This is a genomic window from Larkinella fluvii (assembly GCF_051857545.1).
GTDB lineage: Bacteria > Bacteroidota > Bacteroidia > Cytophagales > Spirosomataceae > Larkinella.
In genome coordinates this window covers 641,856-657,895 of record NZ_JBPZHB010000001.1, presented here as the reverse complement: position 1 = coordinate 657,895, position 16,040 = coordinate 641,856, and the positions used below count along the sequence as shown (strand labels likewise).

12 protein-coding genes are annotated in these 16,040 nt (G+C 53.1%); 7 read left to right on the top strand and 5 right to left on the bottom strand.

Going from position 1 to position 16,040, the window contains the following annotated elements:
* Position 1: 1 nt before the first annotated feature.
* Together nirD and nirB are read right to left on the bottom strand one after the other, a co-directional pair.
* A complete protein-coding gene (gene nirD / locus ACS5NO_RS02670) occupies positions 2-358 on the bottom strand; it encodes a nitrite reductase small subunit NirD (protein WP_439413706.1) in 357 nt (118 codons plus the stop codon).
* A 215-nt stretch (positions 359-573) separates the two neighbouring features.
* Positions 574-3,078: a nitrite reductase large subunit NirB gene (gene nirB / locus ACS5NO_RS02665; RefSeq protein WP_439413705.1), complete on the bottom strand. Its 2,505-nt coding sequence runs from the start codon at positions 3,076-3,078 to the stop codon at positions 574-576.
* Positions 3,079-3,371: 293 nt separating this feature from the next.
* Between nirB and cobA the strand changes: the two genes are divergently transcribed.
* From cobA to ACS5NO_RS02635, 6 genes are all read left to right on the top strand, one after another.
* Positions 3,372-4,130, top strand: coding sequence for a uroporphyrinogen-III C-methyltransferase (gene cobA / locus ACS5NO_RS02660; protein ID WP_439413704.1), 759 nt, complete (start codon positions 3,372-3,374; stop codon positions 4,128-4,130).
* A gap of 387 nt (positions 4,131-4,517) precedes the next feature.
* Positions 4,518-6,026 carry an alginate export family protein gene (locus ACS5NO_RS02655; RefSeq protein ID WP_439413973.1) on the top strand — a complete coding sequence of 503 codons (1,509 nt, stop codon included), beginning with the start codon at positions 4,518-4,520 and terminating at the stop codon, positions 6,024-6,026.
* 17 nt (positions 6,027-6,043) lie between these two features.
* Positions 6,044-7,345: a NarK family nitrate/nitrite MFS transporter gene (locus ACS5NO_RS02650; protein ID WP_439413703.1), complete on the top strand. Its 1,302-nt coding sequence runs from the start codon at positions 6,044-6,046 to the stop codon at positions 7,343-7,345.
* A 96-nt stretch (positions 7,346-7,441) separates the two neighbouring features.
* Positions 7,442-11,104, top strand: coding sequence for a molybdopterin-dependent oxidoreductase (locus ACS5NO_RS02645; RefSeq protein ID WP_439413702.1), 3,663 nt, complete (start codon positions 7,442-7,444; stop codon positions 11,102-11,104).
* 77 nt (positions 11,105-11,181) lie between these two features.
* Positions 11,182-12,663, top strand: coding sequence for a rubredoxin (locus tag ACS5NO_RS02640; RefSeq protein ID WP_439413701.1), 1,482 nt, complete (start codon positions 11,182-11,184; stop codon positions 12,661-12,663).
* Entirely contained in the window at positions 12,660-13,136 is a 477-nt protein-coding gene (locus ACS5NO_RS02635; protein WP_439413700.1) for a nitrate reductase associated protein, read from the top strand. The genes ACS5NO_RS02640 and ACS5NO_RS02635 overlap by 4 nt, the downstream gene beginning before the upstream one ends.
* Positions 13,137-13,164: 28 nt before the next feature.
* Here ACS5NO_RS02635 and ACS5NO_RS02630 read toward each other — a convergent pair whose 3' ends face one another.
* A complete protein-coding gene (locus tag ACS5NO_RS02630; protein WP_439413699.1) occupies positions 13,165-13,695 on the bottom strand; it encodes a hypothetical protein in 531 nt (176 codons plus the stop codon).
* 338 nt (positions 13,696-14,033) lie between these two features.
* On the opposite strand from ACS5NO_RS02630, the gene ACS5NO_RS02625 reads away from it, so the two are divergent.
* Complete coding sequence (locus ACS5NO_RS02625) at positions 14,034-14,477, top strand: SRPBCC domain-containing protein (protein WP_439413698.1); 444 nt, start codon at positions 14,034-14,036, stop codon at positions 14,475-14,477.
* Here ACS5NO_RS02625 and tnpA read toward each other — a convergent pair whose 3' ends face one another.
* Both tnpA and ACS5NO_RS02615 read right to left on the bottom strand, forming a co-directional pair.
* Entirely contained in the window at positions 14,478-14,930 is a 453-nt protein-coding gene (gene tnpA, locus ACS5NO_RS02620; RefSeq protein ID WP_439413697.1) for an IS200/IS605 family transposase, read from the bottom strand. It lies immediately after the preceding gene.
* A gap of 572 nt (positions 14,931-15,502) precedes the next feature.
* Positions 15,503-15,958, bottom strand: a complete 456-nt coding sequence (locus ACS5NO_RS02615; RefSeq protein ID WP_439413696.1) for a cold-shock protein — start codon at positions 15,956-15,958, stop codon at positions 15,503-15,505.
* Positions 15,959-16,040: the final 82 nt, after the last annotated feature.

Below are 16,040 nucleotides of genomic sequence, written 5' to 3'. Positions count from 1 at the left end.
TTTATTCTACCCCAATATACACCATTCCGTTGGTCACTTTCACCGGAAAGGTCATAATCTGGTAGCCATCGTCATTCAGGCACTGCCCCGTCTGGAGCGAAAAGGTCTTTTTGTGGAACGGACAGGCCACTTTCGGCTCGTCGCCCTGGCTACCGATCATACCCCGCGAAAGGGCCATCTGCTGGCGGTGCGGACATTCGTTGTCCGTTGCGTACCATTCGCCCCGGCGAGCAAAATTGTAAATGGCGATCTGGTGACCATTTATCAAGACACAGGCCCCGCCGTCGGCTGGAACATCCTCGGCCCGGCAGGCCAGATACCATATAATTTCTTCTTTTTCAGCGAATAAAGTTTCCATGATTTTTGCGTCTGGAGAAAAGAAAACGACCCTATTTTTTTCATAGCCCACGGTTTTAACCGTGGGGCAACCAACCCGTATACGATACTCCGGCAACCGTTTTAACGGTTTTGGGCGTTGGCCAAACCGTTAAAACGGTTTATAATCGGCCTGAAACCTCGCCTGTTCCCACGGTTAAAACCGTGGGCTGATAAATCCAATAAATTCACCGGGGATTACTTCCACTCCTTCGCCCGTTTCATTTCCCGCAACGATTCGAATTCTACCGTTGGGTCTTTTTGCTCGGGAACGTTGACGAAGTGGGCAAACCGCTTGCGGAGTTCGGGGTTGTCGACCACTTCTTTCCATTCGCATTTGAACGTGTCGACCAGCAACTGCATCTCGCGCTCCAGATCGTCGGCAATGCCCAGCACATCGTCCACCACCACGGCTTTCAGATAGGTCATGCCGCCCTCCATTTTGTTCATCCAGGTGGCGGTGCGCGTCAGCGGGTCGGCGGTTTTAATGTAAAACATCAGGAACCGGTCAATGTAGCGGATGCAGGTTTTCTTATCCACGTCCGAAGCCAGCAACTGCGCGTGCTGCGGTTTGGAGCCGCCATTGCCACCGACGTATAGATTCCAGCCTTTTTCGGTCGCGATGATGCCAAAATCCTTGCTTTGCGCTTCGGCACATTCGCGGATACAGCCCGACACGCCCGACTTGATTTTGTGCGGAGAACGAACACCCTTGTACCGGTCTTCCACTTCGATGGCGAACGACACTGAATCCTGCACCCCGAAACGGCACCAGGTGCTGCCGACGCAGCTTTTCACCGTACGCAGGGATTTCCCGTACGCGTGGCCGCTTTCAAACCCGGCATTGATCAGTTCTTCCCAGATCAAGGGCAGATCGCCGACGTGGGCACCGAAGAGGTCGATGCGCTGCCCGCCGGTTATTTTGGTATACAAACCGTATTTTTTGGCCACCTGACCAATCACGATCAGTTTGTCGGGCGTGATTTCGCCCCCCGGAATGCGCGGCACGACCGAATAGGTACCGCCTTTCTGGATGTTCGCCAAAAACCGGTCGTTGGAGTCCTGAATGGTGGCGCGGCCTTTTTCGAGAATATTTTCGTTCCACAAACTCGCCAGAATCGACGCCACCGCCGGTTTGCAAACCTCGCAGCCGTCGCCTTTTCCGAACTTGTCCAGCACGTCATCAAACGTTTTCAGACTGTTCATTTTCACCAGATCCAGCAGTTCCTGGCGGGTGTAGTCAATGTGTTCGCAGAGCACATTCCGGACGTAGTGGCCCTGCTGTTTCTGCACGCCCTGAATCAAATCCTTCACCAACGGCGTACAACCGCCACAACCCGTGCAGGCTTTCGTCGCTTTCTTGAGGGAATCGATGGTCGTGTGACCATTTTCGCCAATTTCGTGGCAAAGCATCGCCTTGGTAATGGCTTCGCAGGAACAGATCAGCGCATCGTCGGGCAACCCCATGACACCCGCGCCCGCTTCTTCACCCCCGCGCGAACCTAGGATTAGGTCTTCCGGATCGGGCGGCAGGATGGTTTTATTCTTGCAGGTTTGCAGCAGCATGTTATACTGATCGGCATCGCCCACCAGGATACCGCCCAGCAGCGTTTTGCCATCGGCCGAAATATTAATGCGCTTGTAAACGCCTTTGGCTTTGTTTTCGTAGGCGATGGTCCGGCAGGCCGGTTCGGCAATGAACGGATCACCAAAACTGGCGACATCAGTGCCGATCAGTTTTAGTTTGGTCGACATGTCGAACGGCTTGAACTCTTTCTCCTCGCCCATCAACCGGGACGCCACGACCTCCGCCATTTCGTAACCGGGTGCCACCAGGCCGTAGATCATGTGGTGAACGACGGCGCATTCGCCAATGGCAAAAACCGATGGATCAGAGGTTTGCAGGAAATTGTCGACCACAATGCCCCCACGCGGGTGCGTATCTAAACCGGTCGCTTTCGCCAGTTCGTCGCGCGGACGAATCCCGGCGGAGATGATCAGCATGTCGACATCCAGCGTGCTACCATCCGCAAACTGGATGCCTTTGATGGTGTCCTCGCCCGTAATTTCCTGCGTACTTTTGGAGAGGTGGATGTTCAGGCCCAGCGCTTCGAGTTGGCGTTGCAGAATACCGGAGCCCGCATCGTCGATTTGCCGGGGCATCAGGCGGGGCGCAAATTCGATCACGTGGGCGGTTTCCAGACCCAGGTCGAGCAGGGCTTTGGCCGCTTCCAGACCCAGCAAACCGCCCCCCATGACGGCCCCTTTTCGCGCTCTGCGCGCATACGATTGAATGAGGTCCAGATCTTCGATGGTGCGGTATACGAACACCCCGTCTTTTTCGACGCCGGCCACGGGTGGTACAAACGCGCCGGAGCCGGTGGCCAGGATCAGATAGTCATAAGGTACTACCATTCCGTGGTGCGAACGGACCTCTTTCCGCTCCCGGTCGATGTCCACCACCGGGTCGGTCAAATACAGTTGGATGCCGTTTTCGGCATACCACGATTCGGGTGCCATCGTGAGGTCTTCGGCCGTTTTTCCATCGAAATAGGCACTCAAATGGACGCGATCGTAGGCAACACGCGGTTCTTCCCCAAAAACCGTCAGGGTAAACTGCACCCCGTTTTTTTGTTTGGCTACTAATTTTTCACAGAATTTGTAGCCCACCATGCCATTACCTACGACGACGACATGTCTCATTTTGTTTGTGTTCATAGTTATTAGTAACTATAGTTATAAAACAAACCCGTTTATTTTTTGCACTATTTCAGTAAAATTCCCCAATCACTCCTGAAATAATACGATTCAAAATTAAACTGATTTTTCTCAATTTCCTATATTTTTATTCGGCCACACCTAAATTTTAATCCTATTTTTATTGAATTCACTTGTTTTTCCAAATTATGTCTTTAATTTTGAACCAATAATTTAATAGTTATCAAATACTAACAATAGTACATTTTAACTATTCACCACTACTAAACACCAAAGCGATGAAGCCAAAGCTTACACTCGTGGGGGCGGGTCCCGGCGACGGCGAATTGATCACCTTGAAAGGGATCAGGGCGCTTCAGAAAGCCGACGTTGTGCTGTACGACGATCTGGCCAATGACTCCTTACTGGATTTTGCACCCAAACACGCGCTGAAAACCTACGTGGGGAAACGGGCGGGGAAGGCATCGTTTACGCAGGAGGAAATCAACGGCTTGATTGTGCGGATGGCGCAGGAACACGGCCACGTGGTTCGGCTGAAAGGCGGTGATTCGTACGTATTCGGACGCGGATACGAGGAATACGAACACGTCCGGCAGTACGGTATTCCGTGCGATGTCGTTCCCGGTGTTTCCAGTTGCATTGCGGTTCCGGCTTCGCAGGGCATTCCGGTTACCTCCCGCGGGGTCAGTGAAAGTTTCTGGGTCATCACCGGCACCACGCGCCACGGCGAACTGTCCGACGATCTGCGGCTGGCGGTTCAGTCAAAAGCGACGGTGGTGGTGTTGATGGGCGTGAATAAACTGGCGGAGATTTGCGCACTCTACTGCCAGGCCGGTCGGGGCCATGTCCCGATGGCGGTTATTCAGAACGGAACCCGAATCAACGAACAGAGTGTGGTGGGTCAGGTCTGGAAAATGCCTCATCTCGTAGCAGAGCATGGCGTGGGGGCGCCGGCTGTGCTGGTGATCGGCGAAGTGGTTGCCCTGCATCCGGCCTACCTGGCCGAATGCCTGCGCAGCCTGTCGGTCGCTGCGTAGGGCTTACGGTTTTCAGTTTACCGTTTTCGGTGGCTGACGCACTCATGCAAACGCGTTAGCTGGTATGCGTCAGCCACCGAAAACGGTAAACTGAAAACCGTAAACCGTAAAAAAGCCGATCCGGTGTGGGGGCACCTTTGGATCGGCCAAAACTGGGTTTGTCTATGTAAAACACAAACGGTTCAAAGAAAATGAAAAAACCGACGTAAAGCAAATCGCTTCACTTCACCTTATCGGGTCTGGATGACCGAACGAATCGCGTCGTCACCCGTAAGGTCTGTCCTTTCAGAGGGTTGCCTTTCTCTTACCCGCTTCGGGTATCCTGCTTACTTTTTGCACCGGCCGCTTCTTTTCTTTCAACCCACGTATGCCATGAAACTCTACTTCATGCGGTTAGGGCTTCTATGCCTTCTGCTGACTCTTTTTCACACACAAGTCCGGGCGCAGGTTTCGCTGACCGGCCAGCTTCGTACCCGTACGGAACTGCGCGACGGTTTCGGCAATCTGGCACCCAAAAACAGCCGGGCGGCCGCTTTTACGTCGCAACGCACCCGGCTGACGTTCGGTTACAAATGGGATCGCGTGCTTTTTAACGTTTCCGTGCAGGACGTGCGGGTCTGGGGCCAGGACGCTTCCAGTATCAACAGCACCGACGGAAACCGGCTGATGATCCACGAAGCCTGGGCCGATCTGACGCTCATCAATGCCGCCGATAGCACGCTGAAATTCAAGCCCATCGACAGGTTATCCCTGAAAATCGGACGTCAGGAACTGGTGTATGACGACGTCCGCTTGCTGGGCAATCTCGACTGGCTCCAGCAGGCCCGCCGATTCGATGCGGCCATCCTGAAAGCCCAACACCACGGCTGGGCGCTGGATCTGGGCGTCGGCTTTAATCAGAATTCCGATGCGTTCGGCAACACCGGCACCTACTACACACCCGCCAATGCACCAGCGTCGGCACTTTCCAACAAAAACGTTTCGCTGGCGATTCCGGGCGGTTTTTTGCCCACCGTCGGAAAAGGCGGGGCGCCGGTGGTGGCCAATGCGGTCAGTACCAACGGCCAGAATCAGCAGTTCAAGGCGTTTCAAATGGCGTATTTGACGCGGAAATTTAACGGGACCAAATTCTCGGCGCTGGTCTTTAAAGACGATTTCTCGAAATACCGGATCGACTCGCTGGGCAGTGCTTCAACGGGCTACGTATATGGCCGGCGTTATGACGTTCCGGGCGTTCATTCCCGGCTGACCTACGGAGCGATGTTGACGGGACAGGCCACGGTTTCGGCCGTAAAAACCGGTCAGATTTTGTGGCAGGCTTTCGGGTATTTGCAAAGTGGCAAAGACCGCGACGGTTTGCGCATCCGGAACGCCTATCACTACGGTGCCAACGTCACGTTCCAGAAAGGTTTGCTGAGTGTGAGTCCCGGGTATGAAGTTCTTTCCGGCACCAATGCTGCAACGGCAAAACCGGGAGAAACCGGTCGTTTCGATCCGCTCTATGGCACACCGCACAAACACTGGGGCTACATGGATTATTTCTACGTGGGCACGGGCGCACCGGCCGGCGGTTTGAAAGATGCGTTTCTGAAGTTCAAATACGCCGGAAAACGCCTGACGACGGGCCTCGACGTGCATTATTTCGCTCTGGCGGCAACCACGTTTAACAAAATGCCCGATGCGGCATCCGGCGCAACACTCGATTCGAAACTGGGCATGGAGTTCGACTTTACGGCCACTTACAGCCTGAACAAATTCACGAGCCTGGAAGCTGGATACGCCCTGATGCGCGGCACGAATTCGCTGGAATATACCAAGCAAAACACCATGAATCAGAAGGATAAACTGGGAACCTGGGCGTATTTGATGATCAACATCCGCCCCACTTTCCTCTAATCATAAACCGAAAAATCATGAACGCACACGCAAATAAGCCGCTCGAAACGCTGCCCGTATTCAGTTTCTCAGGCATTCAGATGAAGACCTTTCACATCACCTGGATGACATTTTTTGTCTGCTTTTTCGGCTGGTTCGGTCTGGCCCCGCTAATGCCCGCCATCCGCGCCGATCTGGGACTGACGAAGCCTGAAGTGGGCAACACGATCATTGCCGCCGTGTCGGCCACCATCTTTGCCCGGCTGGTCGTCGGAAAGTTGTGCGACACCTGGGGACCGCGTAAAACCTACACGGCCTTGCTCGTGCTGGGTGCCTTTCCGGTCATGTTCGTCGGCCTGGCCCATGACTACACCACATTTTTGCTGTTCCGTCTGGCGATTGGCGTCATTGGTGCCTCGTTTGTCATCACGCAGTTTCACACGTCGGTCATGTTTGCCCCGAAAATCAAGGGAACGGCCAATGCCGTGGCCGGTGGCTGGGGGAACCTGGGCGGAGGCATCACGCAACTCGCCATGCCTGTGATTATGGCCACGATTATCGGTTTTGGCTACACCAAGCCTGAAGCCTGGCGGCTGGCGATGATTTTTCCGGGCGTCCTGATGCTCATCATGGCGTTTGTTTATTTCCGCTACACGAAAGACACGCCAAACGGCAACTACGACGAGATTCAGCGTACGACGGTAAAAGGCGAGAAAATAAGCTTCTGGAAAGCCTGCGCCGATATCCGCGTCTGGGCTTTGTCGCTGGCGTATGCCTGCTGCTTCGGGATGGAAATCACCTTCGACGGTGTGGCGTCGCTCTACTTTTTCGACAATTTCGACATGAAAGAAACCGAAGCCGGTTTCTGGGCCATGCTGTTCGGGTTCATGAACATTTTTGCCCGCGCCCTCGGCGGAATCGTCGCCGACAAAGTCGGAAACCAATACGGTATGCGCGGCAAAGGGCTGTTACTGGCCGGTTTGCTGCTGATGGAAGGCGTCGGCATTGCGCTCTTCGCACAGTCGGGTAGCCTGTCGATGGCCATTATTTCCATGATCACCTTTGCGCTGTTCCTGAAAATGGCCAATGGCAGCACCTACGCCATCGTGCCATTTGTCAATCCAAAAGCCGTTGGGGTCATTTCGGGGGTGGTCGGTGCCGGTGGTAACATTGGCGGTATGCTGATGGGCTTCCTGTTCAAATCGCAATCCATCAGCTACGGACAGGCCTTCCTCTACATCGGTGGAATTGTTGCAGCGACCGGACTCCTGCTGTTCCTCGTCAACTTCGGCAAAACCGCCGTCGTAAAAACCGCCGAAACTGAATTGCAAACCGCTTAGGAATTAAGAATTAAGAGTTATGAGTTAAGAATTAAAAGTTAAATGCGTCAGCCAAACTCTTACATTCTTAACTCATAACTCATAACTATTTTAGTTATGACTCATCAAACTACCTGTTGCTACTGTGGTGTTGGCTGTGGAATCGTGGTCAAACAGGAGCAGAACGGACGGCTGACGGTTGAAGGGGATAAAAACCATCCCTCCAATCGCGGCATGCTGTGTTCGAAAGGGATGAATCTGCATTATACGGTAATGGATCAGTCGGATCGGTTGCTGTATCCGCAGATGCGACTCAACCGGTCGATGCCGCTGCAACGGGTGAGCTGGGATGCTGCGCTGGAACGCACGGCTGCGGTTTTCAAGACCTTCATTCAAAAATACGGGCCGGATTCGGTGGCGTTTTATGTGTCGGGCCAGTGTCTGACGGAAGAATATTACCTGGTCAACAAGCTGATCAAAGGCTTTATTGGCTCCAACAACATCGATACCAATTCCCGCCTGTGCATGAGTTCGGCGGTGGTGGGCTACAAACTGTCGCTCGGGGAAGATTCCGTGCCGGTTTGCTACGACGACATCGAGGAAGCCGACGTTTTTCTGGTGCAGGGTGCTAATCCGGCCTGGTGTCACCCTATTCTCTGGCGACGGATCGAAGCCCACAAAGCGGCCAATCCACACGTCAAAATCATTTGCGTCGATCCCCGAAAAACCGATACCGCCCGCTCATCGGATCTGCATTTGCCCCTTCGCCCCGGCACCGACATTGTGCTCAACAACGCGATGGGTCGGGTACTGATCGAGAACGGCGACATCGACATCGACTTTATCACCCACCACGCCGACGGTTTTGCGGCCTATCGCGATCAGGTGATGCAGCGTACGATTGAGGAAGCTGCCGACCTGTGCGGTATTTCGCCCGAAGGCATTCGGCAGGCGGCCGACTGGATTGGCCGCTCCAAAGGCTTTCTGTCGCTCTGGACGATGGGCCTGAACCAGTCGGTGATTGGCGTCAATAAAAACCTGTCACTCATCAATTTACACCTGATTACGGGGCGGATTGGCAAACCGGGTAACGGGCCTTTTTCGCTGACGGGACAACCCAATGCGATGGGTGGCCGCGAAACCGGTGGTCTGGCCAATAGCCTCCCCGCCCACCGCGACGTGTTGAACGCAGCCCACCGCGCCGAGGTGGAAGCCTTCTGGAAGAGTCCGGTCAAGATTGCGCCCAAACCCGGCCTGACCGCTACGGAAATGTTCGAAGCGCTGGCCGACGATAAACTGAAAGCCATCTGGATCATCAATACAAATCCGCTGGTGAGCATGCCGGATGTCAATGCGGCTGAACTGGCCTTGAAAAAGGCTCGTTTTGTCGTCGTGCAGGATGTTTCGAACCGCGCGGATACCGTTGGTTTTGCCGATATCGTGCTGCCCGCAGCCGCCTGGCTCGAAAAAGACGGAACGATGACCAACGCCGAACGGCGAATTGCGTACCTGCCCAAAGTCATCGACGCCCCCGGCGAAGCCTTACCGGATTCGGAAATTCTCTGGCGGTTTGCGCAGAAAATGGGTTTTGGCGAATCGTTTACTTACGCGAACTGCTCGGAAGTCTATAACGAATACACCCAACTCACGGCCGGAACAAACATTGATGTAACGGGCGTGAGTTATGAACTGCTGAAAAAATACCGGACGATTCAGTGGCCGTTTTCGGCGGAGAATGCCCCTAAATCCCCTAAAGGGGACTTGGACGCAGCCAAACCAGATGCAGAAGTCCCCTTTGGGGGATTTAGGGGCGAATCCGAGAAATCGACGGACGTGCCTGCTGACCAAAAACCGTATACTGAAAACCGGAAACCGACCCCCGGCACCAAACGACTCTTTACCGATCACCGGTTTTATACCGCCAATGGTCGCGCACAGATTCATGCGGTTCCCGATGAAAACGCGTCAGAACCCACGGATGAGGACTTTCCGCTGGTGCTGACCACGGGGCGCATCCGCGATCAGTGGCATACGATGACCAAAACCGGTCGGGTGGCCAAACTCAATCAGCACAGTCCGCAACCCTTCCTGCAAATCCATCCCGACGATGCAAAAGCGCGGGGCATTCAGGATGGTCAGTTGGTCGAAGTACGGGGTCGGCGGGGCGAGGTGCGCGTCAAGGTCCAGCTCACCGAGGATGTGCGGCCCGGTTTGTGTTTTCTGCCCATGCACTGGGGCAAAATGCCGACCGGTGGTTCGGTGAAAAGCAATTTGAACCGCGCCAACAACCTGACGAATGCCCTCATCGATCCCCGTTCGAAAGAACCGGATTTCAAGTTTTCGGCAGTTGAGGTGGTCCCCTACCGAAAACCGGTTGAAAAAATCGTCATTATCGGCGCCGGGTCGGCGGGTTTGGGTTTTATCAATGCCTACCGGGCCTTGAATGCTGACGACGAGATTCACGTCTTTTCCAAAGAAATTTACCCATTTTACAACCGGGTTTTGCTGCCCGATTACATCAGCGGGGCGCAGTCGTGGGAGCAACTTGTCAAGTTGCGCGAGGATCAGTTTGGGGATGCCAACATCATGGTTCACAAGGGTGTTAGCATCGTCCACATCGACCGGAAAGCCAAAGTGCTGATCGACAGCAACGGCGTGGAACACACCTACGACAAACTGCTGCTCGGTACGGGAAGCCGGGCGTTTATGCCCCGGGGCGTTCCGCCATTACCGGGAATTTTCAACATGCGGTCACGGCTCGATGCCGATTCGCTGCTGCCTTTCCTGAAGCAACCGGAAGACGGGGCCGAACCGCACACGGCCATTGTAGGGGGCGGTTTATTGGGTCTGGAACTGGCGGCTTCGCTGCGTCAGATTAACGTACGGGTGACGGTGATCCAGCGGGCGGGGCGGTTTATGGAACGCCAGATCGATCCGCTGGCGAGTGAGTTGTTGTATCTGGAACTGAAAGAACGCGGCATCGATGTGTTTTTCAACGAAGAAGTCCAGACGTTTGCCGGAACCACCAAAGTGGAAGGCATTCAGTTAAAATCAGGCCATAAAATACCGTGTCAGGTCGTGGTGATCGCCATCGGTACGGAGCCGAACATCGAACTGGCACGGGAAGCCGGACTCGACTGCAACCGGGGCGTGGTGGTGAATGATTACCTGCAAACGTCGGACCCGAACATTTTTGCCGCGGGCGAACTGGCGCAGTGGAATGGTCAGATGTGGGGCATTACGCTGGCCGCCGAACAGCAGGCCGAAATAGCCGCCGGTTTCATCGCCGGGGATGTTTCCAAACCGTACCGGGGCAGTGTTTCGATCAGTATTCTCAAAATGGAAGGACTGCATTTGTGCAGCATCGGAATGGCCGAAACGCCACCGAATGATTCCAGTTACGAAGAAATCGTTTTCATCGACAAGTCGAAACAGTATTATAAAAAATGCATCGTTCAGGGCGACAAGCTCGTGGGGGCCATTTTGATTGGCGACAAGAACGAATTTGCGGAGTTCCGCGACCTGATTGCCAAGGGAACGGAATTGTCGGAAAAACGCCTGCAACTGCTGCGGGCCAGCAAGGCCGTCGATCCGATGGAGGGCAAACTGGTGTGTTCCTGCAACAGCGTCGGCCAGGGCAATCTGGAGCGCGCCATTCAGGCGGGTTGCACCGACCTCCAGCAGTTGTGCCAGAAAACCGGCGCCGGAACCGGCTGTGGTTCGTGTCGCCCGGAAGTGCGAAGTATACTGGAAAAAATGAGTGAATTAGTGATTGAGTGATTGAGTGGCTCACGCGGTATTTTTCACTCAATCGCTCAATCACTAATTCACTCAATTACTCGTCGTTCATCATCAAAATGAGAGATTATTACACCTTGAAAGTCAACCTTCCCGCCGGGATCAGTTCGCCGGGGACGTTGCAGAATGTGCTATCGCTGACCCGGAGTGCCAACGTTCGGAGCGTTCGTTTTGGTGCCCGGCAGCAGTTGCTCATGACGGTGCATTACGAAGACCTGCGTGCGTTGGAAAAAGAGCTGAAAAAGCACCCGATTCCCTACGAAATCAATACCGATCAGTATCCCAACATCATTAGTTCGTATTGCGGGGAAGACGTGTTTCGGACGGGCGCGTGGTTGCGGGAGGGTGAATATCACACGGTTCTGGATCAGTTTGACGAGCAGCCCCGATTGAAAATAAACCTGTCGGATTCCAACCAGAGTTTTACGCCCTTTTTTACGGGAAATCTCAATTTTATTGCTTCCCCCGAACCCCATTTCTGGTATCTGTACGTCCGCCCGAAGCAAAGCAACACGGTTTTTCGCTGGCCGGAACTCGTCTATACCAACGATCTGGGTCGCCTGGCCAAAGCCGTTGAAACGGCGCTGCTGGACGGCGAATCGGACTACCGGGATGCGGAGATGCTGCATAAAACCGTCACGGGTCGGGCGAGCTTTATCACCCAACCGGCGACGCAGGAGGTCGAACTGCCGGAGTTTTCGTTGCCGTATTACGAAGGGTTCAACCGCTACGGCGAGCGGTCGTGGCTCGGATTGTACCGCCGGGATGAGCAGTTTCCCGTCGATTTTCTGCTGGATCTTTGTGCATTATGCCTCAAAACCCGCATCGGAGAGATATGCGTAACACCTTGGAAATCACTGATTATTAAAGGGATTGAAGAGAAAGACCGGGGTGCGTGGTCGTATGTGCTGGCCAAACACAACATCAACGTGCGCCATGCCGCCAACGAACTGGCGTGGCAAACGGAAGACCACAGCGACGACGGTCTGCAACTGAAAAACTACGTCATCCGGTATTTCGAAAAATACGATATGCGGACGTTCGGGCTGTGTTTTGGCGTACAAACCCGCCCAAAATCCGAAGTATTCGGCTCCGTGCTGGTACGCAAACGCCCCCTGCTCTGGATCGGTCAACTGGCGCTTTTCAGTGTGTATGATCTGTATTATACCGAAAACTTCAACCCGAACAGCCGAACCTATTTCCGGTTTGAGAAAGGATTGTTAAAACCGTTTTTGCCTTACCAGATCGACCGGTTGTGTCGGAAATTCAGCAACCGCCGTTCGCTCGAAACGGGCAAATCCGTCCGTTTGGAAACGGAAAATCCCGAACCGGCTCCCGTTGCGGTCAATCGATTGTACCAGTGTCCGCATTGCTTTACGGTATATGATCCGCAGTACGGTGACGAACGGCGCGGAATTCCGGCGGGCTTGTCATTCAGCCAGTTACCCAACGACTACACCTGTTCCACCTGCGATGCCCCCAAAACCGAGTTCCAGGAAATTCAGCTCGAAGTAATCAACCAAAACCCGACTTTCCGATGAAACCACAGGCTGTTGATCCCGTGTATTTTGCTTTTGAGAACGACTTTGTCGACACGTTTCGCTGCATTCCGATGATTGTCCGCTACAAACTCGACACGTGCGGGATCAAGCTGAAACTCCCGGAATGGGTGAAACTGCGGGTCGATGAAAAACGCGAACTGGCGATCCGGCCGTGTTATACCGAATCGGAAATCGAACACTACCGCCAGTATCTGATTCAGCGGGTGGCCGAGCGTTGCCAGAAAACCGTCAGCGAACTGCCGCCGGTGGAGGCAACCTGGGATATTCTGGGCGAGGTTCCCGGTGAAGTCCAGGAAAAAGCCCTGGAATTCAACTGTGCGCCCCTGACCCTCCGGCAGTGGATTCGGCTGGATGTGCTCCAGCGGTTTGCGCTGATCAAGCTCTGCCGGTCGGGTCACGAAGGAAAAAACTTTCCCCGCGCTTTGCGGGAATTCGGGATTGCTACGGCTTAAAACCGGTCGTTGCTGCCGATGAGACTGCTTATTTTGTAAACATGGGCAGCGGATTCAGCGGATGGCCAAAGAAATTCTTCGCTAATTCTTTGGTGAGAAACCAGTGAAAACCCCGGTTGGGTAGCCGCTCCCGGTTTTTCCGGATCTGGTGCTGGTCGGCCCCGAACGTCAACAGACCCAGCGACACATCGATCCAATCCGCTTTCCGGAAGTTTTCGACGGTTTTCTCGCAGTTACCGCGATACGGACTGATTTTGTGGTGCCAGTAAATCATCAGCGTAATTTCTTCGATCCACTCTGGTTTCCCGGTTTCAGTCAGGTATTGCCGAGCCTGTGCCACGGAAGGGTCTAAATAATCAATGGTGTGATTGGTCCAGATGCCGATGTCGTGAAATACAACGGCCAAGGCGTATTTTTCTTCGTTGGTTTGGTCTCGATCCAGCAAAAGGCAATTCAGAAAAACCCGATAGACGTGGTTGCGGTATCTGTCATAATCTGCGCCAATGACGGGTTTGAAGGTTTGCAGCAAGGCTTCAATGGAGGGATGGGGGTAGTTCATGAATCGGCGGGCAGGTTACGTTTTGCGACATAGTATACTCTGCAGATACTATGTCGCAAAGCACGCAAAAAAATGAAACACCTGAAAACTACTTTGTAATTAATGCATGAAAGCCACCCCAAAGCACTTATACCAAAAGATAAAGGGTTCCAATGGGTCTTTTTTCAGCCTTTCCAAAACCTCCGAATGGCTCGAACCGATTCGTTGCAATGGCCTCTCTTCTTAATTTTCAGTCGGCCAACCGGTCGGAATTAACCCCTCAACTTGTCGTTTTCACCCCTCCTGATTCCGAAAAAAAACCGTCACCTTTGTTCTATACCAAACCCCTATTCAACACCATGGAAAAGCTGGAATATACCATTTTGATCGATGCCTCGCGGGAAACCGTGTGGAATATCCTCTGGAACGATGCGACCTATCCGGTATGGACGGCGGTTTTCAGTCAAGATTCGCGGGTAGAGACGGATTGGAAAGAAGGCAGTAAAGTACTCTTTCTGGGCGGAGAACACGAAGGAATGATTTCTTCGATTGCCGCCAACCGGCCCAACGAATTGATGTCGTTCAAACACCTGGGTGTTATCAAAAACGGGGTTGAAGACTACGACAGTGAAGCCACCAGATTATGGGCGGGCGCCCACGAAAATTATACCCTCAAAACTGTCGATGGACAAACCGAACTGACGGTTGATCTGGACGTTACGGAACAGGACAAAGCTTACTTTCTGAACACCTGGCCAACGGCCCTGAACAAAGTAAAAGAACTGGCGGAAAAAGGCGCGTAATCAATCCCACACATACCGCTCATCATACGCCATACCGTATTTTTGAAAGATGCCCCGGCATTCGTCCTGAAACGTAGTGCTGCTGTGCTGCTGGTATTGATTGCTGATATACCGCACTACGGCATCGACCTGCGACGGATTCACCGAGAACGCGCCATACCCGTCCTGCCAATAAAAATTCCGGTAGGTGTGGCCTTTCGTCTTCATCCATTTGGACGAGCTTTTCTTCACCTCTTCCAGCAACTTCATGAGGGCGATCTTCTTCGACAAAACGCACAGAATATGCACATGGTCGTAGTAGCCGCCAATTTTTACGGGATTGCATTCCAGTTGCCTGCAAATACCGCCGAGATAGGCATACAATTCGTCTTTCACTTCATCGCCGATGATCGGCGCACGGTATTTGGTGCTGAAGACCAGGTGAACATACACCTGGGTTAAGGATTGTGGCATGGTGTACCTGATTTAATGGTTTGCACGATTAAATCATTAGACGATAAGCCCTGCAAAAAGTAATGCCCTGAACCCAAATCGAGTTTAGGGCGATTGTTCATCACCTGCCACAAACCTATTATAATGCCATATCGATGCCATGTTCGAGACGATCCCATGTTTGGGATGATCCCATGTTTCGGGACGATCCCATGTTTCGGGATGATCCCATGTTCGGGACGATGGTGCGGATGATGCCATGTTCGGAACGATGGTGCGGATGATCCCATGTTCGGGGCGATGGTGCGGATGATCCCATGTTCGGGGCGATGGTGCGGATGATGCCACAGGGCGTTGCCCCGTGCTAGTGATGATGCCCTTTCAGGGCGGGATGTGGAATTGTTCGCTGCATCGCGCCCCAACGGGGCATCATCATTAGCATAGGGCATCGCCCTATGGCTATGCCATGGCACCGGCACGACACCGACATTGCCATTAACACCGTGATGGAACCACCACCAAAAACAAAACCCGACACTCAGGCCGGGTTTCTGCTAAACGAAGATTTTCAACGTACTGCTCTAAAAACCGTCTCAAACGGATTTCTTGACATCACGGGCGTTGGGACCTTTGGCGGTCATTTCCACTTCAAACGTTACTTTATCGCCGTCTTTCACCGCGTCGACCAAACCGCTGATGTGTACAAAAACACTATCCTGCGTTTCCTGATCCTTGATAAAACCGTAGCCTTTCGATTCGTTAAAGAACGTAACCGTACCTTTTCTGATAACTTCCTGTGGGACACCCGGTTCTTGTCTGGAAACCCCAATCTGTATATCTTCCGTATTGATAGTTTTCTTCTTCCGAAGATCCGGGGGCGACGACGAGATATTACCGTTTTCATCGACGTACGCCATCATTTCGTCCAGACCTTTTCCTTTATCCGAATTGGCTTTCCGTTCTTCCTTCTTTTCCGCCTTTTCCTTATTCTTCTTTTGCCGGTTCTTTTCTTTTTCCTTTTTATTAAACGTCTCTTGAGTTCTACCCATAATGTGGTGGTTGTTTTAGTGGAAAATGAGTTTGATCAGCCAGTATACGGCTTTCCCGTCTATCCGGAGGCTTTTTCGATGG

Coding starts and splice junctions, on each gene's coding strand:
- nirD (WP_439413706.1), bottom strand. CDS start 358: ATGGAAACTTTATTCGCTGAAAAAGAAGAAATTATATGGTATCTGGCC.
- nirB (WP_439413705.1), bottom strand. CDS start 3,078: ATGAGACATGTCGTCGTCGTAGGTAATGGCATGGTGGGCTACAAATTC.
- cobA (WP_439413704.1), top strand. CDS start 3,372: ATGAAGCCAAAGCTTACACTCGTGGGGGCGGGTCCCGGCGACGGCGAA.
- ACS5NO_RS02655 (WP_439413973.1), top strand. CDS start 4,518: ATGCGGTTAGGGCTTCTATGCCTTCTGCTGACTCTTTTTCACACACAA.
- ACS5NO_RS02650 (WP_439413703.1), top strand. CDS start 6,044: ATGAACGCACACGCAAATAAGCCGCTCGAAACGCTGCCCGTATTCAGT.
- ACS5NO_RS02645 (WP_439413702.1), top strand. CDS start 7,442: ATGACTCATCAAACTACCTGTTGCTACTGTGGTGTTGGCTGTGGAATC.
- ACS5NO_RS02640 (WP_439413701.1), top strand. CDS start 11,182: ATGAGAGATTATTACACCTTGAAAGTCAACCTTCCCGCCGGGATCAGT.
- ACS5NO_RS02635 (WP_439413700.1), top strand. CDS start 12,660: ATGAAACCACAGGCTGTTGATCCCGTGTATTTTGCTTTTGAGAACGAC.
- ACS5NO_RS02630 (WP_439413699.1), bottom strand. CDS start 13,695: ATGAACTACCCCCATCCCTCCATTGAAGCCTTGCTGCAAACCTTCAAA.
- ACS5NO_RS02625 (WP_439413698.1), top strand. CDS start 14,034: ATGGAAAAGCTGGAATATACCATTTTGATCGATGCCTCGCGGGAAACC.
- tnpA (WP_439413697.1), bottom strand. CDS start 14,930: ATGCCACAATCCTTAACCCAGGTGTATGTTCACCTGGTCTTCAGCACC.
- ACS5NO_RS02615 (WP_439413696.1), bottom strand. CDS start 15,958: ATGGGTAGAACTCAAGAGACGTTTAATAAAAAGGAAAAAGAAAAGAAC.